Below are 20,600 nucleotides of genomic sequence, written 5' to 3'. Positions count from 1 at the left end.
ATTCCCTAACCCGGCTGTAGCCTGCAGCGACCGGGAACCGCAACGTGCCGAGCAAGACGATCGAAGAACCCACACGCCAAATCCCGATCTACGGCGAATATGAAGTCGCAGTGCTCGGCGGTGGGCCGGCGGGAATTGCCGCGGCGGTTGCGGCGGCGCGTGCTGGCCGGCGCACGCTGCTCGTCGAGCGCTATGGCTTCCTCGGCGGCATGGGGACGGCCGCTGGCGTCACCAATTTCTGCGGGCTGCATGCCAATGTCCACGGCGGGATGCATCGCGTTGTGCAGGGTATCGCTTCCGATCTGCTCGCGCGGATCGATCGGCTTGATGGCCTGAACAAGCCGCATCTGATCCTCGGCAGGATCCTTGCGCAGGCCTATGACACCGCAGCCTACAAGATCGCGGCCGACGATCTCTTCGCCGCGCACAAAGTCGATGTTCTCTTTCACGCGCTCGGCGCAGGCGTGGCGATGCAGGATGAAGCGCGCATCGATGCGCTGTTCGTCGAGACCAAGGCGGGTCGTCAGGCGGTCCGCGCCGACATCTTCATCGATTGCTCGGGCGACGGCGATCTCGCGGCCTGGGCCGGTGCGCCGTTCGAGGTCGGCGACAGCCATGGCCACATGCTCTACCCCTCGATGATGTTCCGCCTCAACAACATCGATTCCGCCAAAGCTGGGGAAGCCTGGCGCACCATTCCTCAATTGATGGAGCAGGCCGAGGCGAAGGGCACCCACACGTTTCCGCGCAAGGCGGCGATCGTGCGGCCGCAGCGTTCACAAATCGAGTGGCGGGTGAATTTCACGCAGCTCAAGCGCAGCGACGGCAGCGCCATCAATGGGCTCGAGCCCGACGATCTCACCCGCGGCGAGATCGACGGCCGCCGCCAGGCGGTGGAAGCCTTCCAATTCCTGCGCACGGTGCCCGGCTTTGAAAAATCCTACATCGTCGATTTGCCGCCGCAGCTCGGCATCCGCGAGACGCGGCGCGTTGTCGGCGGCTATCAGCTCTCGGGCGACGACGTGCTCGGCTGTGCCTCGTTCGAGGACTCCATCGGCGTCAATGGCTGGCCGATCGAAGCGCATGTCGCGGGCGACGTGATCTTCAAGTTTCCGCCGATCCCTGCGTCGCGCGGCTACAATGAACTGCCCTATCGCATGCTGGTGCCTGAGAAGATCGACAACCTCCTGGTCGCCGGGCGCTGCGCGTCCATGACCCATGAGGGCCAGTCGGCGGCGCGCGTTTCCGGTGCCTGTTTTGCGATGGGAGAGGCGGCGGGCACGGCCGCTTCACTTGCGCTTTCGGGTAATAGGGTTCCGCGCGACATTGCGATAGAAGGGCTGCAGCGCGCCCTGAAACAGCAGGGCGCATTCATCGGGCGGGATCAACCCGTCCCGCAAGGCCTGTAGTCGAAAGACCTGTAGTCGAAACGGAGGAAGCGGATGAGGGGTTGGGCGCGCGCGGCGCTGGCTGGTGTTCTGGCATTGATGGTGGCTCACGCGGCGTGGGCCGACGAGCCGCTGAAAGCAAAAATCGGCGTGCTCCGCCTGTCGTCGTCGGCGCCGGTCTTCATCGCCCAGGAGAAGGGCTATTTCCGCGAGGCCGGTCTCGACGTCGAGCTGAAATTCTTCGACGCCGCACAGCCGATTGCGGTTGCGACCACCTCCGGCGATGTCGATTTCGGCATCACCGCCTTCACGGCCGGGCTCTATAATCTCGCCGGCAAGGGCGCGCTGAAGGTGATCGGCGGCATGAGCCGCGAGAAGGCCGGCTATCCGCTGATCGGCTATTTCGCCAGCAACAAAGCCTATGCGGCCGGCTTGAAGACGCCGAAGGATCTCGCGGGAAAACGCGTCGCGGTCACGCAGGTGGGCTCCAGTTTCCACTATTCTCTGGGGCTGCTCGCCGATAAATACGGCTTCAAGCTCGCGGACGTGAAGATCGTGCCGCTGCAATCGCTCTCGAATGCGGCAGCAGCCCTGAAAGGCGAGACCGTCGATGCCGCGCTGTTGCCGGCTTCAACGGCGCGCGCGCTGATGGACAGCGGTGGCGCAAAGCTTCTGGGCTGGGTCGGTGACGAGACGCCGTGGCAACTGGGCGCGGTGTTCGCTTCGCCCAAGACGCTCGCCAACAAGGCGCTGGTGACCAAGCTGCTCACTGTGCTGGCGCGCGCCGACCGCGAATATCACGACGTGATCCTGGCCTCGGTAAAGGACGGCAAGGCCGCCATCAACGACAAGACCAAGCCGCTGCTCGAGATCATCGCGAAATACACCAATCTCCCGGTCGAGCGTGTGGTCGGCAACTGCGCCTACATCGATCCCGATGGCAAGCTCGACGTCAAGAATGTCGACAACCAGATCAAATGGCTGCAGAGCCAGGGCTTTGTCGACAAGGGTTTTGGCGCGGACGCCGTCATCGACAAGGATTTCGTGAAGGCGGATTGACACTGTTTCCTTCGTCATGGCCGGGCTTGACCCGGCCATCCATCGCTAAGGAAGGATTCTTCTTGTGTTGATGGATGCCCGGGTCAAGCCCGGGCATGACGAGATGAAAGAGTCGCGAAGGTGACGAAAACCAAATGGACCTGATCGCCGACCATATCAACCATCGCTTCGGCGCGCTCGACGTGCTGGACGACGTGTCGTTCACGGTGAGCCCGGGCGAGGTGGTGGCAATTGTCGGGCCGTCGGGCTGCGGCAAGAGCACGCTGCTTTCGATCCTCGGCGGGCTGTTGCAGCCGACCTCAGGTGTGGCGAAATCGCGGGGCGCGCCACCTGCCGGCAGCCTCAATCCGCTGACGTTCGTGTTCCAGGATTTTGCGCTGCTGCCCTGGTGCACGGTGGAGGCCAATGTCGAGTTTCCGCTGCTGCACACACCGCTCAGCGCGACCGAGCGCCGTAGGCTGGTCGACGACGCGCTGCGGCGGACCGGGCTTTCCGATTTCCGCGGCACCTATCCAAAGCAACTCTCCGGCGGCATGCGCCAGCGCGTCGGCATTGCCCGCGCGCTGGCAGTCAGGCCGGCGATCCTGTTGATGGACGAACCGCTGTCCGCGCTGGATTCGCAAACGCGCGAATTGCTGCTGGAGGATTTCATCCGCCTGCTTGCCGACGGCGCGATGGGCGCGATCTACGTCACGCATAATCTCGAGGAAGCGGTGCGGCTCGCCGACCGCATTGTGGTGCTGTCGCGCCGGCCTGGCCGGGTGCGCGAGATCGTGCCGGTCACCATGAGTCGCGCCGAGCGCGGCGCAATCGACGCCCGCGGCCAGTTGTTGACGCTCCAGAACGAGCTGTGGTCGCTGATCCGCAACGAAGCGATCGATGCCGAACGCGAGGTGCAGCATGCTTGACCGCGCAGCCGAGCCGCAACAGCAGGCAGCCGTGCGGCCGGTTGCCTTCCGCGGCGGCGGCTTTGCGCCGCGGGCGAGCCGCCATGCCGGCTGGGTCGCGGTGCTCGCCGTGCTTGCGGTCTGGCAGGCCGCCGGCAGCGCGGGCCTCGTCAATTCGCTGTTCCTGCCGACGCCGCTTGCGATCGTGAAAGCGATCTGGCAGCTCGCGGTCTCTGGCGCGCTATGGCAACATCTGTCGGCATCCTTGATGCGGATCGGAACCGGCTGGGTGCTCGGCACCATTGCCGGCATTGCCGTCGGCTTTGCGATCGGGCTCTTCAATCACGCGCGCGCCGTCGGCATCACCTTCATTTCCGCGCTGTTTCCGATACCGAAAATCGCGCTGCTGCCGCTTCTGATCCTCTGGCTCGGGATCGGCGAGGAGCCGAAGATCGCCACCATTGCGCTCGGGGTGTTCTTCTCGACCGCGATCTCGGTCTACAGCGGCGTCGATGCGGTGCCGCGCAATCTGATCCGTATGGCGCAGAGTTTTAACGTGCCGTTTTCGACCATCGTGCGCCGGGTGATCTGGCCCGGTGCGCTGCCGTCGATCCTGGCGGGCTTCCGCATCACGACCTCGATCGCGCTGCTGCTCGTCGTCAGCGCCGAGATGATCGGCGCCGAGCACGGCATCGGCGCCTTCGTGCTGCAGGCCGGCAATCTCATGCAGACCGATCAGCTTCTCGCCGGCGTTGTGATCCTGTCGCTGTTCGGGCTCGTGGTCGGGAAGCTGATCAATTTGCTTGAGACGCGGCTCTTGCACTGGCGATGAACGTCATTGCGAGCGAAGCGAAGCAATCCGGAACTCTGACCGCGCACGCTGTCTGGATTGCTTCGTCCGCTTCGCTCCTCGCAATGACGGTACGCGAGAGAATCGTAGGGTAGGCAAAGGCGCGCTTACGCCGTGCCCACCGTCTTTCGTGTGAGTGGCGTCTTGATTGGTGGGCACGCTTCGCTTTGCCCACCCTACGATCCCGTCGCAATGACGGCGATGTAAAGCTTAAGCGTTACCGCGGTCTTCGCGGAACAGATCGAGCTTCTGCTGCACCGGACGGTCGGAGAAGCTGAACAGCACCGCGTCGGTGTCGGCCTCGTGGGTGACCCAGTGCCAGCTCGGCACCACGAACAGGTCGCGCGGGCCCCAATCGAAGGTCTTCTCGCCGATCCGGGTGCGGCCCTTGCCCTCGATCGCCGCGAACACGGTGGCATCGGTCGAGCGATAGCGCGCCGTCTTGAAGCCTTTGGGCAGGAGCTGGATGAAGGTGCCGATAGTCGGCATCGCGAAATCGCCGGTCTCCGGGTTGGAGAATTTCAGCTTCAGCCCGTGGCATGCATCCCATTCGTCGCGCGCGCGGGCCTGCTCCAGCGCCTCGCGGGTGTAGTGATAGGGATAGTTGAAGATCGGCGAGGTCTTTGAATTGCGCTTCTCGTCGACCGGCAGCAGGTTGCGGCCATAGCGGGCAAAGCTGTCGCCGGCGGGCTTGGTGATCTTCTGCTGGTCTTCCTTCAAGCCCTCGGCAAACGAAGCATCGAAGAACTGCACGATCGGAATGTCGAGCCCGTCAAGCCAGAACATCGGCTCGTTGGTCTCGTTGGAATGATCGTGCCAGGTCATCGACGGCGTGATGACGAAGTCGCCGGGCTCCATCGCAGTGCGCTCGCCGTCGACGGAGGTGTAGGCGCCCTTGCCCTCGAGGATGAAGCGCAGCGCCGACTGGCTGTGCCGATGCGCGGGCGCGACGTCGCCGGGGATCACCATCTGGATGCCGGCAAACAGCGAGGTCGTGACCTTCGACTGGCCGCGCAGGCCCGGGTTCTCCAGGATCAGCACGCGCCGCTCGGCTTCCTTGGCGGTGATCAGCTTGCCCGCTTCCGTCATGTAGTCGCGGATCGTGTCGAACTTCCACAGATGCGGCCGGCAGGCGCTCTTCGGCTCCGGCGTGATGATGTCGCCCATCACGTTCCACAGCGCAGCGAGGCTTTCGCCGTCGATCTTCTTGTAGAATGCCTCGCGCTCCGGCGTCTTCAACACGGCTTCCATGGCGGCCTCCCGCTTGTTCTTTCGCTAGATTGACAGCATACTGACAATATGGATAGCGTCAACTGACTGGCTGATATCCAATGACGTCATTCCGGGATGGTGCGAAGCACCAGACCCGGAATCTCGAGATTCCGGGTTCGATGCTGCGCATCACCCCGGAATGACGAGCAAACATTTTGCCGTGAGGGGAGGTTCCGATGAAGCTGCATGGCTATTTCCGCAGCAGCGCATCCTACAGGGTCAGGATAGCCCTGAATCTGAAGGGGCTGGCCGTCGAGCACCTGTCCCACCATTTGCGCAAAGGAGAGCAGTGTGCGCCGGCCTACCTTGCGATCAACCCGCAGGGCCTTGTGCCGGCCCTGGAAAGCGACGCCGGCGAAGTGCTGACCCAGTCCCTTGCCATCATCGAGTGGCTGGACGAGATCCATCCCGAGCCGCCGCTGCTGCCCCGAGATCCCCTGCAGCGCGCCAAAGTCCGCGCGTTCGCCCAGGCGATCGCCTGCGACACCCATCCCGTTCAGAATCTCAAGGTGTTGACGCGCCTGCGCGAGCTCGGCCTGCCCGCGGACCAGGTGACGGCCTGGGCCGCCTGGGCCAACCGCGAGGGCCTTTCGGCCTGCGAGACATTGATCGCGGGCGAGCCCGGTCCATTCTGCTTCGGCGACAAGGCCTCGCTCGCCGATCTTTGCCTGGTGCCGCAGCTTGCCAATGCGCGGCGCTTCGGCGTCGACGTCAGTGCCTTTCCGCGGCTGTTGAAGGCAGAGGCCGCGGCGAAAGCGATGAAGGCGTTTGCCGACGCCGCTCCGGACAAGCAGGCCGATGCCGAATAACTCGAAGCCGATCACCATGGACGCGGTCTATACCGCGCCCGGCTATCTCTTCCGCCGCATGCAGCAGATCGCGGTCGCGCTCTTCGTCGAGGAGTGCAGGGCCTTCGACCTGACGCCCGTGCAATATGCGGCGCTGATCGCGATCCACACCCATCCCGGCATCGACGCGACGCGGCTCTCCGCCGTGATCGCCTTCGACCGCTCGACGCTCGGCAACGTGATCGAGCGGCTGGAGGCGAAGAAGCTGATCGAGCGCAAACCGTCGCCCGGCGACAAGCGCGTGAAACTGCTCTATCTGACCAAAGCGGGTGCGGCGATCCTGCGCGATATCGCTCCGTCGGTCGATCGCGCCCAGGTGCGGATGCTGCAGCCCCTGAAAGCAGGCGACCGCAAGGCGCTGATGGCGCTGCTGTCGCAGCTCGTCGACCTCAACAACGAGGCGTCCCGCGTGCCGCTGCGCGCCGAGGACGCCCTCGAACATCTCGGGAAATCGGGCTTATGACGGGCGTGCGCGAACGGCCGATCCTGATCGCCGGCGGCGGCATCGGCGGGCTCGCTGCTGCACTCGGCCTCGCGCAAAAGGGCTTTCGCTCGATCCTGATGGAAAAGGCCTCCTCGCTCGGCGAGATCGGCGCCGGCATCCAGCTCGGGCCCAATGCGTTTCATGCCTTCGACTATCTCGGCGTCGGCGAAGCCGCGCGCAACATGGCCGTTTATATCGACCAGCTCCGGCTGATGGATGCGCTCACCGCCGAAGAGATCACCCATGTCGATCTCGGGGAAAATTTTCGCGCGCGGTTTGGCAACCCTTACGCCGTCGTGCATCGCGGCGATCTCCATCGCGTGTTCCTCAAAGCCTGCCGCGACAGTGACTTGATCGATCTGCGCGTTTCCAGCGAGGTGGTCGGCTACGACCAGGATGGTTCCTCGGCGACTGCGCGGCTTGCGAATGGCGAGCACGTCACCGGCTCGCTCCTGATCGGCGCCGACGGGCTGTGGTCGAACGTGCGCAAGCAGGTCACCGCGGACGGACCGCCCCGCGTTTCCGGTCACACCACCTATCGCTCGGTGATCCCGACCGAGCAGATGCCGGACGATCTGCGCTGGAACGCGGCGACGCTGTGGGCCGGCCCGAAATGCCACATCGTGCATTACCCGCTTTCGGGCTGGAAGGTGTTCAATCTCGTCGTCACCTATCACAATGACGCGCCGGAGCCGGTTGCCGGCAAGCCGGTGTCCGAGCAGGAGGTGATGCAGGGCTTCCGCCACGTGCATGAGCGGGCGCAAAGCATCATCCGGCACGGCAAGAACTGGCGGCTCTGGGTGCTGTGCGACCGCGATCCCACGATGCGCTGGATCGATGGCCGCGTCGCGCTGCTTGGCGATGCCGCACATCCGATGCTGCAATATTTCGCGCAAGGCGCCTGCCAGGCGATGGAAGATGCGGTGTGCCTGTCGCACATGCTGGCGCAGCATGCAGACGATCATGCCGCGGCGCTCGATGCCTATCGCGCGCAGCGCTTTCCGCGTACCGCGCGGGTGCAATTATTGTCGCGCGCGATCGGCGAGCACATCTATCACCCCGACGGCGAGCACGCCCGCCTGCGCAACGCGATCATGGGCGCGAAGTCGTCGGAGGATTGGTACGGCGATCTCGCCTGGCTCTATGGCGGCACGGGGCTGAAGGGGTAGGTGCGCTAATTACTCCGCTGTCGTCCCGGACAAGCGAGGCGAAGCCGAGCGCGATCCGGGACCCATAACCACAGGCGGTTGTTTTTGCGACGGCTGGAGCTGACAGCGCAGCCAACAACAACCGCTTGTGGTTATGGGTCCCCGCCTTCGCGGGGACGACAGCGAGTTTGCCGGCGCGCCGTACCGTCACATCCGCATCACGGCTTGCCGGTCGATCTTGCCCGTTCCAGTCTTCGGCAATTCGCCGATGAACCTGATCTCGCGAGGGTACTTGTACGGCAGCAGCTTGGCCTTGACGTAATCCTGCAGCCGCCGCGTCGCAGTGCTCTCGTCGAAGCCGCTGTTGTTCATCACCACCACCGCCTTCAGCGTCATGCGGCGGTCCGGCAGCTCGGCGGCGTAGACGGCGCATTCACGGACCTCGGGATGTTCGGCGAGGCACAGCTCGACCTCGAGCGGATAGACCCATTGGCCAGAAATCTTGATCAGATCATCGGCGCGGCCGCGGAAGAAGTGGAAGCCTTCGGCATCCCGCACGAAGCGGTCGCCAGTGTAAATCCAACCGTCCTCGCGGATGGTCTCGGCGGACTTGTCCGGCCGGTTCCAGTACAGCGGCGTGGCGGAATCACCGCGCACCCACAAAATGCCTTCCTCGTCGTCGCCGACCTCGCGGCCGTCCTTGTCCTTCAGCAAAATCTCGTAGCCGGGCACGCGCAGGCCCGCGGCGCCGGGCTTCTTCTTCTCTTCGCGATTGCAGAGATAGATGTGCAGCACCTCGGTCGAGCCAAGGCCTTCGACGATTTCGAGGCCGGTGAGCTGCTTCCAGCCGTTGAAGACTTCGCTGGAGAGCACCTCGGCCGCGGACACCGACATGCGCAGCGAGGAGAAATCGGCCTCTCGCGCGCCATCGGCCTTCGTCAGCGATGTGTAGAGCGTCGGCAAGCCGAAGAAGACCGTCGGCTTGAAGCGCCCGATCGCTTCGAAGATCGAGGCCGGCTTCGGCTGGCCCGGCAGCAGCAGCGTGGCGGCGCCGGCCGAGAACGGGAAGGTGATGGAATTGCCGAAGCCATAGGCGAAGAAGACCTTTGGCACTGAGAAGCAGATGTCGCCGGGTTTCAGCTTCAGCACGTTCCTGGCGAAGGCTTCATCGCTATAGGCCATGTCGTGCTGAAGGTGGACGATACCCTTGGGACGGCCGGTCGAGCCCGACGAATACATCCAGAATGCCATCTCGTTGCGATGCGTATCGGCCTCGGCCAGTTCGCTGCCAAAGCCTGCTAGCCAGGGTTCGGCTGCGATGGCGTTCGGCGCCGCATGCGCGCCGACTTCGCCATTGACGACGATCAGCGTGCGCAAGCCTGTGTCTTTGCAGGCCTCCGCGTCAAAGCGCGCGCAAAACTCGGCCTCGGTCACGGCAACCGTCGCGCCGCTGTCGGCGAGATAGAATTGCAGGAGATCCGGCGGCGTCAGCGTGTTGATCAGGAGCGGCACGAAGCCGGCGCGCACCGCGCCGAAGAAGGCGGCCGGATAGGCGGGCGTATCGTCAAGGAACAAGAGCACGCGGTCGTCGCGCTTCAAGCCGAGCGAGGCGAGCCCGTTGCCCCAGCGGCAGGCGTCGGCGCAAAGCCCGGCATAGGTTCGCGTGCCGGCTGGACCTGTCAGGGCGAGCCTGTCGCCGAAGTCCTTGGACAGATTGTCAAAGAGAACGCGGCTTGCATTGTAGCGCTCCGGCAACGCAAAGCCGATCTCGCGGGCGCCGGGGCAGTCTTGCGGAACACCATCGCGGATGTCATGCGCCATGATGCGCTCCCATCTTTCGCGACGCCTCGTAGCGCGCCATGAATTGCGGCGACATTGCGCTGAGCCGCGCGTCGTCGATGCGCCCGGAACGGGTGATGTAGCTATGGGCGAAGTCCATCAGGTCCAGCTTCATATGGTCGGGGAAGTGTTCGTACCAGTCGGCGCTGGTGCGCGCGGCAGTGACGAGCTTCTTCACGATCGGCTTGCGCTCGCTCTCATAGCGGGCCAGCGCCGCTTGAGTATCGGCCTCCGTTTCCAGTGCCTTCACGAGCGCAATGGCGTCCTCGATCGCAAGCCGCGCGCCCGAGCCGATGGAGAAATGCGCCGAATGTAGGGCGTCGCCGATCAGCACCATGTTCCGGTGCGACCAGCGCTCATTCCAGATCCAGGGGAAATTGCGCCACACCGACTTGTTCGACACCAGCCTGTGGCCGTCGAGTGTCTTCGCAAACACGCGCTCGCAGATTGCCTGTGATTCTTCGATTGACATGTCGGCAAAACCGTACGCGTTCCAGGTTGCCGCATCGCATTCGACCAGGAAGGTGCTCATCGCGGGTGAATAGCGATAGTGATGGGCGTTGAAGCTGCCGCGCTCGGTCGCAACAAAGGTCTGCGACAGCGTTGCAAAGGTTTTTGTCGTGCCATACCAGGCGAAGTTGTTGGTGGACGTCGTGACGGATGCGCCGAATTCCTTTTCGAACGTGCGGCGCACCAGCGAATTGAGGCCGTCGGCGGCGACGATCAGGTCGTAACCGGAGAACTGATCGGCCGATTGCACCACCGTCTCGTAGTGCGCGGCGACGCCGGCCGCGCGGGCGCGCGCCTGCAGCAGCGTCAGCAGCTCCAGCCGGCCGATCGAGGAGAAGCCGACGCCGTCGATCTCGACGCTCTCGCCACGCAGATTGAGCGTGATGTTCTTCCAGCTTTCCATGCGCGGCGCGATGGCGTCGACGGTGTCGGGATCGTCGGCGCGCAGAAACTCCAGCGCCTGGTCGGAAAACACCACGCCAAAGCCCCAGGTCGCGTCGGCCGGGTTCTGTTCGAACAGATCGACCTCGGCGTCCGGGTGACGCCGCTTCCAGAGATAGGCGAAATAGAGCCCGCCGGGTCCGCCGCCAATCACCGCGATGCGCAAGGGTTGCCTCCCATAATTGACAGTATACTTACTATCTGGATGCTACCCTAGCTCCGGCGCGGCGTCCGCGCCAGAGGGAAAAATATTCCACGCTTGAGCGGCTCAGCTTATTCGGTCAGGTGCAGCGCCGGATGCGCGGGCAATCCCTAGCGCGCCGCGAACTGTCCCAGCACGTTCCGGCACGCCGGCGACAGCTTGGCCGCTTGCGAGGCGAGGCATTCGATAATCCGCCCGCCACCGGCGGGCACGCCGGCGCAGAGCGCTCGTACATCGGCGCCGCAGGCTGAGCGCATCACGAACAAGACTTCGCGCGGTCGCAGCGGGCGGAGCACCAGCGCCGGAGCGGCTGCTGGCGCAGCGGTGGCTGGAGTTGCGGCGGCGGGAGCCGCTGCCGGGTTTGCATTGGCGGTAGCTGGCGCGGCGGTGGTCGCTGCTGGCTCCGCGCTGCCGCCCGCCGCAGCCGCAACTGCGTTACCGCACGCAGCCGAGAGCTTGGCTCTGTTCTTCGCCAGGCACTGCAAGGCCGCGGCGCCGCCGGTTGGCACGCCGGCGCAGACTTTGGGATAATCCGAGCGGCAGTTGGCGCGGACCGCCGAGATCTGGGCGCTGGTCGGCTTGCCTGGTGTTGCGACGGCGGCCTTGGCTGGACTTTTGGCCGCGGGCTCGGCAGCCGCGTTTGCCGGCGCTGCAGCAGCAGGCGCTGGTGCGGGTGCCGGCTCGGACTTGGTCTCCTTCGGCTCCTCCTTCGCCGCAGCAGGGGCGGGCTCCGCCTTGGCCGCGGCAGGCGCCGCCACGGCCTTCACTGCGGTTGCGCAAGCAGCCGACAGGCTTGCCATGTTCTGTTGCAGGCATTGCAGCGAGGCCGCACCGCCCGGCGGAATGCTGGAGCAATGCGCGATATAGTCGGAGCGACACTTCGATTTGATTGCGTCGCGCTGCGCCTGGCTTGGCGCCTGCGAGAACGCCGGCGTCGATAGGGCGAAGGTGGCAGCCAACACAAGCAACGCTGTCTGTCTGTTCTGGGTCATCTTCATTCCCGCTTCTTTCCGAAGCCGCCGCTTCGCCTGAATCAGAATCTGGAAAACGCTGAAAGAAAAACCCGCGCAGGCCGCATCTTCGTCCGCTTTTCACCTCTCCCGCAAGCGTCTTCTGCGGGAGAGAGCGTAACGGCTTTGTCACACTCTGATCATGCGCTTGCCGCGGTTGTCGCCGGCGAGCAGCCCGATCAGCGCTTTCGGCGTGTTTTCCAGACCGTCGATGACGTCCTCCTGCACTTTCAGCTTGCCCGACGATGTCCACGCCTGCAGGTCGGCCAGCGCCTTGTCGCGCTGCGCCATGAAATCCATCACGATGAAGCCCTGCATGACGAGGCGCTTCACCACGATCAGGCCTGGCACGCCGCGCGGCCCGTGCGCCGACGGTGCGCCGTCATATTGCGAGATCGCGCCGCAGCAGGCGATGCGGCCATAATTGTTCATCAGCGGCAGGCAGGCCTCCAGGATATCGCCGCCGACATTGTCGAAATAGACGTCGATGCCCTTGGGCGCGGCGGCGCGCAGCGCCTTGAAGATCGCGCCGTCCTTGTAATCGACCGCGGCATCGAAGCCGAGCTCGGAGGTGAGCCACCGGCATTTGTCCTTGCCGCCGGCGATGCCGACCACATGGCACCCCTTGATCTTGGCAATCTGGCCGACGATCGAGCCGACCGAGCCTGCGGCGGCTGACACAACCACGGTCTCGCCATTCCTGGGCTTGCCGATCTTGAGCAGGCCGAAATAGGCGGTCAGTCCCGCGACGCCGTAGATGGAGAGCAGATGCGTCATCGGCTCGATCTTCGGCATCCGGGTGAGGTGCTTTGCGGGAACGGCGGCGTAATCCTGCCAACCCGTGTCGCCGAACACGAGATCGCCCGCGGCAAGCCCCGGCGCTTTCGACGACACCACCTCGGCAATGCCACCTCCCGCCATTACCGTGTTGGCTTCGATGGCGGAGCGATATGTCGCGCCATGCATCCAGGCGCGGTTGGCGGCATCGAGCGAGATGTAGCGCACGCGCAACAACGCTTCGCCGTCTTTCGGCTCCGGAATCGCGCCGTTGGTCAGCTTGAAATGCTCCGGTCCGAGTTTGCCCGCCGGCTTTTCCACCAGCAGGATCTGCCGATTGACATTCGCGTTCATGCTTTCTCCATTGGTGATGATAGATACAGTGAGCCCTACGACTGACTACATCACATCACTCAAACACCTTGTCCAGCGCCGCGGCGTAGGCTTGGTAGACCAACCCGGGATGGAGCCTGCCGAGCGCCTCCATCATCACGCCGGAATTGACTTCAAGCACGCGCCAGCTTTGCCCGACCCGAACGACGTCGATCGACGCGAAGCGGATGCGAATCGCATCGGTGGCTTTGATCGCAACCGCCACGCAGGCGTCGCGAGCTTCTCCGTCCGCAAGGAGAACGGGGCGCGCGCCGAAATCGAGGTTGTGTCGCCAGTCCGAGATGCGCTCCTTGCGATAGACCGCAAGCGGAGCACCATCGAGCAGGATCACGCGCACCTCTTCCGCGATCTCGACATAGGGCGAGATCGCAAGGCTCAGATGCGCGGAGAAAATTTCGCTTGCGGCTTGATCGAGTTCGGCTTCGGTCCTCACGCGGCAAACGGATCGGCCCGACGTGCCCTCATTGGGCTTGACCACGATACCATCAGGATACTGCCGCAACAGGCCAAGCATCGCCTCGCGCGAGTCCGCTCTCGCCACATGCTCGCCGAGCTTCGGGCTGAGAAACAGCGTGTGCGGGACACAGTCGATGCCGGCGAACGCCAGCACCTCTGCAGTCGCAGATTTGTCGTTGGCGATCCGGTGCGCCATAGCGTTGTTCAGCCCCACGTCATAACCGAACGCGAAGCGGCGCTCGCCGCCGCGCGCCATGACGATGAGCCAGCCCTGCTGGCTCACCTCGCAGACGATGCCGCGCGCCCTGCAATAGGCCCGGATCGCGTTCACGAAAATGCGTTCGCCGTCAGGCATCGGTGGTCTGTGATTTCGGGCACGGAATGATGTGCTGCATGGCCGTCTGATGCGGAAAGTTAATTGCTCATTTCAGTCGGGAATTAGCATGGTTCGAACCGTTTACCGAATTGAAGCGACATGCATTTGATCGATCCGACCACACGCGAATGTGGGGTTGATTATTTGAGAAATTCACGTAGATGAAACGCCGAAATCGCAAGGATTATCAGGGGTTTTTACCTCTTTCGGGCTGGACGATCTGATCCCTCCAACCTTAACCCAATCGGAAAAATAAAAGTTATGAGCGCGTTCTATCGAGAGAAAGTTCTTGCCGTGCGTCACTGGACCGACACTCTGTTCAGCTTCCGCGCCACGCGCGATACCGGCTTCCGATTCCAGAATGGACAGTTCGCCATGATCGGCCTCGAGATCGAGGGCCGGCCGCTGCTGCGCGCCTACAGCATGGCGAGCGCCAATCACGAAGAAGAGCTCGAGTTCTTCTCGATCAAGGTGGCCGACGGTCCCCTGACTTCGCGGCTGCAGAAGATCCAAGAAGGCGACACGATTCTGGTCGGCCGCAAGGCGACCGGCACGCTGATCACCGACAATCTGTTGCCGGGCAAGCGGTTGTTGCTGCTGTCGACCGGCACGGGCCTCGCGCCGTTTGCCAGCCTGATCAAGGACCCCGATGTCTACGACCGCTTCGAGACCATCGTGCTCGTGCACGGCTGCCGCCAGGTCTCCGAGCTCGCTTATGGCGAGGAGCTGGTCGCAAAACTGCGCGACGATGAATTGTTCGGTCCGCTGTTGTCGGAGAAGCTCCTGTACTATCCGACAGTGACGCGCGAGCCGTTCCGCAATCGCGGCCGCATCACCGACCTCATCACCTCCAACCAGCTTTTCAGCGACCTGCACCAGGGCCCGCTCGATATCGACATCGACCGCATCATGATGTGCGGCAGCCCGGCGATGCTGGAAGAGCTGAAGCAGATGTTCGAGGCCCGCAGCTTCGTCGAAGGCTCCGGCAACACGCCCGGCCATTTCGTGATCGAAAAGGCGTTCGTAGAGCGGTAGTCTCTACGGTCGTCCCCGCGAAAGCGGGGACCCATAACCACAGGCGGCAGTTGTTGCGCCGTGCTGTGGCTCCGAGCTTCCCTACGATCATGGCCTGTGGTTATGGGTCCCGGCTCGCGCCCGCAAGGGCTCGCTTGGCCGGGACGACGGTGGTGAGAGTGGCGCTGCCCATTTTCCCGCTGCTATAAGCTCCTGGAACGGCGCAGCACGACGCGCCGGCCAGGGGAGTGTGAGCGCGTTGTCGTCATCTGTCGATCCATCGATAGAGACTGCCTTCGTATTCGCGGGCGGTGGCAGCCTTGGCGCGGTCCAGGTCGGTATGATGGATTCGCTCGCCCGGCGCGGCATCACCGCCGACATGGTGGTGGGTTCCAGCGTCGGTGCGCTGAACGGCGCCTTCTATGCGAGCGATCCGACGATTGCGGGCGTCGAGCGGCTCGCCAACATCTGGCGCGGCCTGAAGCGCGACGACGTCTTCCCGCTGTCCTGGTGGACGCTGCTCGGCTTCCTCTGGCGGCGCGACTTCCTCATTACCCATGACGGCATCCGCAAGCTGATCAACGACCACATCCCCTATCGCAACCTGGAAGAGGCAAAGCTTCCGCTGCACATCGTCACCACCGACATCATCACCGGTGACAGTGTGGTGTTCTCGAAGGGACCGGCGGCGGAAGCGATTGTCGCTTCGACCGCGATCCCGGGCGCCTTCTCCCCGGTCCATTATGGCGATTACTACCTCGCCGACGGCGCGGTCTCCTCCAACACGCCGGTGCGCATCGCCGTCCAGAAGGGCGCGCGCCGTCTGATCATCCTGCCGACCGGGCACGCCTGCGCCAACGAGGCACCGCCGGTCGGGGCGCTCGCCAACGCGCTGCATGCGCTGACGTTGCTGATTGCGCGTCAACTGGTCGACGAGCTCGAGAATCTCGGCCCCGGCATCGAATACTACGTGGTCCCGCCGCTGTGCCCCCTGGTCGGCTCGCCCTATGATTTCTCGCGCACGGCGGAGCATATCGAGCGGGCGCGGCAGAGCACCGACGACTGGCTTGCCAAAGGAGGCCTCAAGCAGAGCAAGATCCCGCACGAGCTGAGGCCCCATGGCCATTGATATGCTCATTGACGGTTTTATTCCCAGGTTGCACCGCAAAAAGAGGGGCTGCCCATCGGAGCGATTGATTTAGCGCCGCGGGAGTCGTTACGCTTGCAAGGACTTGTCATATCCTGACCGCGATCGCGGAATAGCCTGCCGGGATCGGTCTGACGCTGGACCGTCTCTCGCAGCCGGCAACAATAACGCGGCGGATATCGCCTGAGGGATGCCATGGAAACGCTGCTGCTTCCGTTCTCGCCCCGCTTCATTGTCCTCACCATCTGCGCTGTGGTCACCGCGCTGTTGCTCGGCATCGGCCTGTTCGATCACAACCCGAAGATATTCCACATCGTCCTGGTGCCGCTTCTGATCTTCGGCGCGCTGACGCTGCTCGGCATCCGCGACCTCTTGCAGAGAAGCCACGCGGTGTTGCGCAACTATCCGATCTCCGCGCACATGCGCTTCCTGCTCGAGGAAATCCGCCCGGAGATGCGGCAATATTTCTTCGAGAGCGAGAAGGACGGCATGCCGTTCTCCCGCGACACCCGCGCGGTGGTGTATCAGCGCGCCAAGATGGTGCTCGACAAGCGGCCGTTCGGCACGCAGGAAGACGTCTATCGCGATGGCTACGAGTGGATGCATCACTCGGTGGCGCCGAAGACCACCACAGGCCAGAAATTCCGAATCACCATCGGCGGTCCGGATTGCACCAGGCCCTATTCCGCGTCCGTCTTCAACATCTCGGCCATGAGCTTTGGCGCGCTCAGCCCCAATGCCGTGCGCGCCCTCAATGCCGGCGCGAAGAAGGGCGGCTTCGCCCATGACACCGGCGAGGGCGGGTTCAGCCCCTATCACCGCGAGATGGGCGGCGACATCATCTGGGAGATCGGCTCGGGCTATTTCGGCTGCCGCAATCGTGACGGCTCCTTCAATCCGGACGAGTTCGCGCGCGTTGCCGCTGACGATCAGATCAAGATGGTCGAGCTCAAGATCAGCCAGGGCGCCAAGCCCGGGCATGGCGGCGTGTTGCCGGCGGCCAAGGTCTCCGAGGAGATTTCCAAGATCAGGGGCGTGCCGATGGGCGAGGACTGCATCTCGCCGGCCTCGCACCGGGCCTTCTCGACGCCGATCCAGATGATGCAATTCGTCGCCAACATGCGAAAGCTGTCAGGCGGCAAGCCCGCCGGGTTCAAGCTGTGCATCGGCCACCCCTGGGAGTTTCTGGCGATCTGCAAGGCGATGCTGGAGACCGGAATCTATCCCGATTTCATCGTGGTCGACGGCAACGAAGGCGGCACCGGTGCCGCGCCGCTGGAATTCATGGATCACCTGGGCATGCCGATGCGCGAGGGCGTCAGTTTCGTTCATAACGCGCTGATCGGCATCAAGGCGCGCGACCGTATCAAGATCGGCGCCTCCGGCAAGATCGCGACCGCCTTCGACATGGCGCGCGCGATGGCGATCGGAGCCGACTGGTGCAATTCGGCGCGCGGCTTCATGTTCGCGCTGGGCTGCATCCAGTCCCTGAGCTGCCACACCGATCGCTGCCCGACCGGGGTCACCACACAGGATCCGAGCCGCAACCGCGCGCTCTACGTGCCGCACAAGATCGACCGGGTTTACAACTACCACCACTCGACGCTGCACGCGCTCGCCGAGCTTTTGGGCGCCGCGGGCCTCGAGCACCCGCAGGATCTGCGCCCGATTCACTTCTCGAAGCGCACATCGTCCACCGAGGTCTGCTCGTTCGCAAAGCTCTATCCGGCGCTGCGTCCCGGCGAGCTGATCGACGGCACCGACGATCCGCGCTACCGCGACGCCTGGGCGATGGCGCGCACGGATTCGTTCCAGCCGGTGATATGACGTCCGAAAGGGCGTCATTCCGGGGCGCGCGTCAGCACGAATCCGGAATCTCGCTCTGATGATTTCGAATCTTGTAGGGTGGGCAAAGCGAAGCGTGCCCACCATTCACGTTGATGGTCTAGATGGTGGGCACGGCGCAAGGGCGCCTTTGCCCACCCTACAAACTTTGCGAGCGCCCCGGAATGACGCAATCAATGCGGGTTTTCCAGGCTGAACGTTTCCGACTGCTCGTCATAGGCGAACAGCTCGGCGTAGCGGCCCCATGAGACGATGGTCTTCAGGGTCTCGTCGGCATACTCTTCCGACATGTAGTCTTCGAGCTCGTTGCGGAAGCGTGCGGCGGGCGCGGCATGTGTGGGCCGCTCGTCGAGCACCCGCTTGATCAGCGCCAACACCGGCACATAGTTGAGGCTATGTTCGGCGAACAGCTTTTTGCGCGCGTCGGTCTCAAGATTGGCAAAGCGCTTGCCGGCGTCCGTCAGAACGAGGTCGCCCTCGCTGAGCTGGGCGAAGCGCAACAGTTGCAGGGATTCGCCCAGATGCAGGATTTCGTCGGCCTCGAGCTGCAGTTGGCCGGCGAGCACCGGCAGGTCGGCGTGGCCGTTATAGGGCGGACCCGCCAACGTCTCGATCAGGCCCGACAGCACGTTGGAGGAGACATGGTTCAACACCATGCCGACGCCGGTGCCCGGGATATTTCCGGCAGGCGGCGCCTTCGGCTCGGCGCGCCGGGTCATGTGCGCGTAAAGCGCATCGACGAGCTGGCGGAAGGCCGGATCAAGGCGCTTGCGCGGGTGCGGCAGGTCGATCTTGAATTCGGCCGCGACCCGCCCCGGATTCGATGAAAGCACCAGGACGCGGTCGCACATCAACACCGCCTCCTCGATGTTGTGGGTGACCATCAGCACCGATTTGATCGGCAGCCGGCCTTCGATCCATAGATCGATCAGATCGGTACGGAGCGTTTCCGCAGTCAGCACGTCGAGCGCGGAGAACGGCTCGTCCATCAGCAACAGCGTGGGGTCGACCACCAGCGCGCGCGCAAAGCCGACGCGCTGACGCATGCCGCCCGACAACTCGCGCGGATACGCGTTTTCGAAACCGTCGAGACCGATCAGGTCGATCGCCGCCAGCGCGCGCGTACGGCGATCACTCGCGCCGACGCCTTGTGCTTCGAGTCCCGCTTCCACGTTTTGCAGCACGGTCAGCCACGGGAACAGCGCGAAGGTCTGGAACACCATCGCCACGCCCTTGGCCGGGCCGTCGAGCGGCTTGCCCATATACGTGACTTCGCCGTCGGTCGGCTCGATCAGACCGGCGATGATGCGCAACAGCGTCGATTTACCCGAGCCCGATCGGCCCAGCAACCCGACGATCTCCCCTTCGCGCAACGACAGATTCGCGTCGTCGAGGACGAGCAGCTCGCCCTGCGACTTGTTGAACCCGCGGCACACGTCCTTGACGCGCAGAATCTCCTCACCGAGGCGCGGCGGCATCGGCGGGGTCTGGATCGGCGCGGCGGTCATAGCAGCTTTAGGATTTTGCATCGCGTTTAGCCTTTAATTCTCAATCTAGCCGGAGCTTCGCTTCAGCGTAGGCGAACATCGGACGCCACAGCAGGCGGTTGAACAGGGTCACGAACAGGGACATCACGGCAATGCCCACAATGATCTTCGGATAGTCGCCTGCTGCGGTGGTCTGCGCGATGTAAGCGCCCAAGCCATGCGCGGCAACCTTGGTGTCGCCCCACTGAACGAATTCCGCGACGATGCTGGCGTTCCACGCGCCGCCCGACGCGGTGATCGCGCCAGTCACGTAATAAGGGAAAATGCCCGGCAGCATCGCCTGACGCCACCATTGCCAGCCGCGAATGTGGAAGTTCTTGGCCGCTTCCCGGTAGTCGTTCGGATACGAACTCGCACCGGCAATCACGTTGAACAGGATATACCACTGTGTGCCGAGCACGATCAGCGGCGACAGCCAGATGTCCGGGTTCAGATGAAAGCGCACGATGGCGATGACGAACACCGGGAACAGCAGGTTCGCCGGGAACGCGGCGAGGAACTGCGCAATCGGCTGCACCTTCTCGGCCAGCGCCGGCCGCAGGCCGATCAGCACGCCGATCGGCACCCAGATCACCGAAGCGATCGCGATCAGCACCACCACCCGCAGCAGCGTGATCAGCCCCAGTACGAGCACGTGCCAGACTTCGTCGAGCGACACGCCGGTTCGCACGTACGCGATCACGCGGTACACCACATAGACCGTGGCGAGCAACACCACGGCCGCCCAGACAATGTCGCCGATGCGCGACGTCTTCTCGCGCTGCGGAATCTGGAAACGCGGCCGCCAAACGCAGGCAACGTGAAGTTGACGCGCGCGGCCTTGGCGAACATCCAGCCGAGCGGCACCAGCAGACGGTGAATCAGATGGGTGCGGCGGATCAGGTCGAGCAGCCACGATTCCGGCGCATTGCCCGAGCTGGTGGTTTCCATGCGGAATTTATCGGCCCACGCGACGAGCGGGCGGAACATGAACTGGTCGTACGCAAGAATCACGACCGTCATGGCAAGGATCACCCAGCCAATTGCGTGCAGATTCTTGTCGGAAATCGCCTGCGCGAGATAGGCGCCGATCCCTGGCAGCGTGATCGTATTGTTGCCGACCGTGAT

The 20,600-nt window shown here is 63.8% G+C and carries 18 protein-coding genes and 1 pseudogene; 10 read left to right on the top strand and 9 right to left on the bottom strand.

Annotation, left to right across the window (positions count from 1 at the left end):
* Positions 1-44 precede the first annotated feature (44 nt).
* The 4 genes from VKR55_RS12805 to VKR55_RS12790 all read left to right on the top strand — a co-directional run bounded on the left by VKR55_RS12805 (position 45) and on the right by VKR55_RS12790 (position 4,166).
* Positions 45-1,409, top strand: coding sequence for an FAD-dependent oxidoreductase (locus VKR55_RS12805; RefSeq protein ID WP_324403742.1), 1,365 nt, complete (start codon positions 45-47; stop codon positions 1,407-1,409).
* Between the two features lie 33 nt (positions 1,410-1,442).
* On the top strand, positions 1,443-2,447 hold the full coding sequence (locus tag VKR55_RS12800; protein ID WP_324403741.1) for an ABC transporter substrate-binding protein: 1,005 nt from the start codon (positions 1,443-1,445) through the stop codon (positions 2,445-2,447).
* Between the two features lie 134 nt (positions 2,448-2,581).
* Positions 2,582-3,355, top strand: coding sequence for an ABC transporter ATP-binding protein (locus VKR55_RS12795; RefSeq protein ID WP_324403740.1), 774 nt, complete (start codon positions 2,582-2,584; stop codon positions 3,353-3,355).
* Positions 3,348-4,166 carry an ABC transporter permease gene (locus VKR55_RS12790; protein WP_324403738.1) on the top strand — a complete coding sequence of 273 codons (819 nt, stop codon included), beginning with the start codon at positions 3,348-3,350 and terminating at the stop codon, positions 4,164-4,166. The genes VKR55_RS12795 and VKR55_RS12790 overlap by 8 nt, the downstream gene beginning before the upstream one ends.
* 228 nt (positions 4,167-4,394) lie before the next feature.
* On the opposite strand, the gene gtdA is transcribed toward VKR55_RS12790, so the two are convergent.
* Entirely contained in the window at positions 4,395-5,435 is a 1,041-nt protein-coding gene (gene gtdA, locus VKR55_RS12785; protein WP_324403736.1) for a gentisate 1,2-dioxygenase, read from the bottom strand.
* 197 nt (positions 5,436-5,632) lie between these two features.
* Here gtdA and maiA point away from each other — a divergent pair, with 197 nt between their 5' ends.
* Genes maiA through VKR55_RS12770 form a run of 3 tightly spaced genes read left to right on the top strand, consistent with a single transcriptional unit; the run spans position 5,633 to position 7,957 of the window.
* Positions 5,633-6,265 carry a maleylacetoacetate isomerase gene (gene maiA, locus VKR55_RS12780; protein WP_324403734.1) on the top strand — a complete coding sequence of 211 codons (633 nt, stop codon included), beginning with the start codon at positions 5,633-5,635 and terminating at the stop codon, positions 6,263-6,265.
* Entirely contained in the window at positions 6,255-6,767 is a 513-nt protein-coding gene (locus tag VKR55_RS12775; RefSeq protein ID WP_324403732.1) for a MarR family winged helix-turn-helix transcriptional regulator, read from the top strand. The genes maiA and VKR55_RS12775 overlap by 11 nt, the downstream gene beginning before the upstream one ends.
* Positions 6,764-7,957: a 3-hydroxybenzoate 6-monooxygenase gene (locus VKR55_RS12770; RefSeq protein ID WP_324403729.1), complete on the top strand. Its 1,194-nt coding sequence runs from the start codon at positions 6,764-6,766 to the stop codon at positions 7,955-7,957. The genes VKR55_RS12775 and VKR55_RS12770 overlap by 4 nt, the downstream gene beginning before the upstream one ends.
* Positions 7,958-8,143: 186 nt before the next feature.
* Here the strand turns inward: VKR55_RS12770 and VKR55_RS12765 are convergent, their stop codons facing one another.
* The 5 genes from VKR55_RS12765 to VKR55_RS12745 all read right to left on the bottom strand — a co-directional run bounded on the left by VKR55_RS12765 (position 8,144) and on the right by VKR55_RS12745 (position 13,919).
* The gene (locus tag VKR55_RS12765) at positions 8,144-9,757 is read right to left on the bottom strand and encodes a benzoate-CoA ligase family protein (protein WP_324403727.1); all 1,614 of its coding nucleotides are present in this window, start codon (positions 9,755-9,757) and stop codon (positions 8,144-8,146) included.
* The gene (locus tag VKR55_RS12760; protein WP_324403726.1) at positions 9,747-10,892 is read right to left on the bottom strand and encodes an FAD-dependent monooxygenase; all 1,146 of its coding nucleotides are present in this window, start codon (positions 10,890-10,892) and stop codon (positions 9,747-9,749) included. Before VKR55_RS12760 ends, VKR55_RS12765 begins: the two co-directional genes overlap by 11 nt.
* A 146-nt stretch (positions 10,893-11,038) precedes the next feature.
* Entirely contained in the window at positions 11,039-11,926 is an 888-nt protein-coding gene (locus tag VKR55_RS12755; protein WP_414642354.1) for a hypothetical protein, read from the bottom strand.
* Between the two features lie 141 nt (positions 11,927-12,067).
* The gene (locus tag VKR55_RS12750) at positions 12,068-13,069 is read right to left on the bottom strand and encodes an NADP-dependent oxidoreductase (RefSeq protein WP_324403722.1); all 1,002 of its coding nucleotides are present in this window, start codon (positions 13,067-13,069) and stop codon (positions 12,068-12,070) included.
* A gap of 55 nt (positions 13,070-13,124) precedes the next feature.
* Positions 13,125-13,919 carry an ATP-grasp domain-containing protein gene (locus tag VKR55_RS12745; protein WP_324403720.1) on the bottom strand — a complete coding sequence of 265 codons (795 nt, stop codon included), beginning with the start codon at positions 13,917-13,919 and terminating at the stop codon, positions 13,125-13,127.
* A gap of 282 nt (positions 13,920-14,201) precedes the next feature.
* On the opposite strand from VKR55_RS12745, the gene VKR55_RS12740 reads away from it, so the two are divergent.
* The 3 genes from VKR55_RS12740 to VKR55_RS12730 all read left to right on the top strand — a co-directional run bounded on the left by VKR55_RS12740 (position 14,202) and on the right by VKR55_RS12730 (position 17,928).
* Positions 14,202-14,975, top strand: a complete 774-nt coding sequence (locus VKR55_RS12740) for a ferredoxin--NADP reductase (RefSeq protein ID WP_324403718.1) — start codon at positions 14,202-14,204, stop codon at positions 14,973-14,975.
* A 238-nt stretch (positions 14,976-15,213) separates the two neighbouring features.
* Positions 15,214-16,083 carry a patatin-like phospholipase family protein gene (locus VKR55_RS12735; RefSeq protein ID WP_414642353.1) on the top strand — a complete coding sequence of 290 codons (870 nt, stop codon included), beginning with the start codon at positions 15,214-15,216 and terminating at the stop codon, positions 16,081-16,083.
* A 213-nt stretch (positions 16,084-16,296) separates the two neighbouring features.
* Positions 16,297-17,928: an FMN-binding glutamate synthase family protein gene (locus VKR55_RS12730; RefSeq protein ID WP_324403714.1), complete on the top strand. Its 1,632-nt coding sequence runs from the start codon at positions 16,297-16,299 to the stop codon at positions 17,926-17,928.
* A gap of 191 nt (positions 17,929-18,119) precedes the next feature.
* Here VKR55_RS12730 and VKR55_RS12725 read toward each other — a convergent pair whose 3' ends face one another.
* The 3 genes and pseudogenes from VKR55_RS12725 to VKR55_RS12715 all read right to left on the bottom strand — a co-directional run.
* Entirely contained in the window at positions 18,120-19,424 is a 1,305-nt protein-coding gene (locus tag VKR55_RS12725; protein WP_324403818.1) for an ABC transporter ATP-binding protein, read from the bottom strand.
* A 70-nt stretch (positions 19,425-19,494) separates the two neighbouring features.
* Positions 19,495-20,208 (bottom strand): ABC transporter permease subunit, encoded by a 714-nt coding sequence (locus tag VKR55_RS12720; RefSeq protein WP_324403712.1) that lies wholly within the window; start codon positions 20,206-20,208, stop codon positions 19,495-19,497.
* Positions 20,172-20,600, bottom strand: a pseudogene (locus VKR55_RS12715) (sulfonate ABC transporter permease); the annotation flags it as partial. The pseudogene VKR55_RS12715 and the gene VKR55_RS12720, both read right to left, overlap by 37 nt.

Source organism: Bradyrhizobium sp., assembly GCF_035309285.1.
Classification (GTDB): domain Bacteria; phylum Pseudomonadota; class Alphaproteobacteria; order Rhizobiales; family Xanthobacteraceae; genus Bradyrhizobium.
The sequence above is the reverse complement of the archived record's forward strand: the minus strand, read 5'-3'. Positions and strand labels throughout refer to the sequence as shown.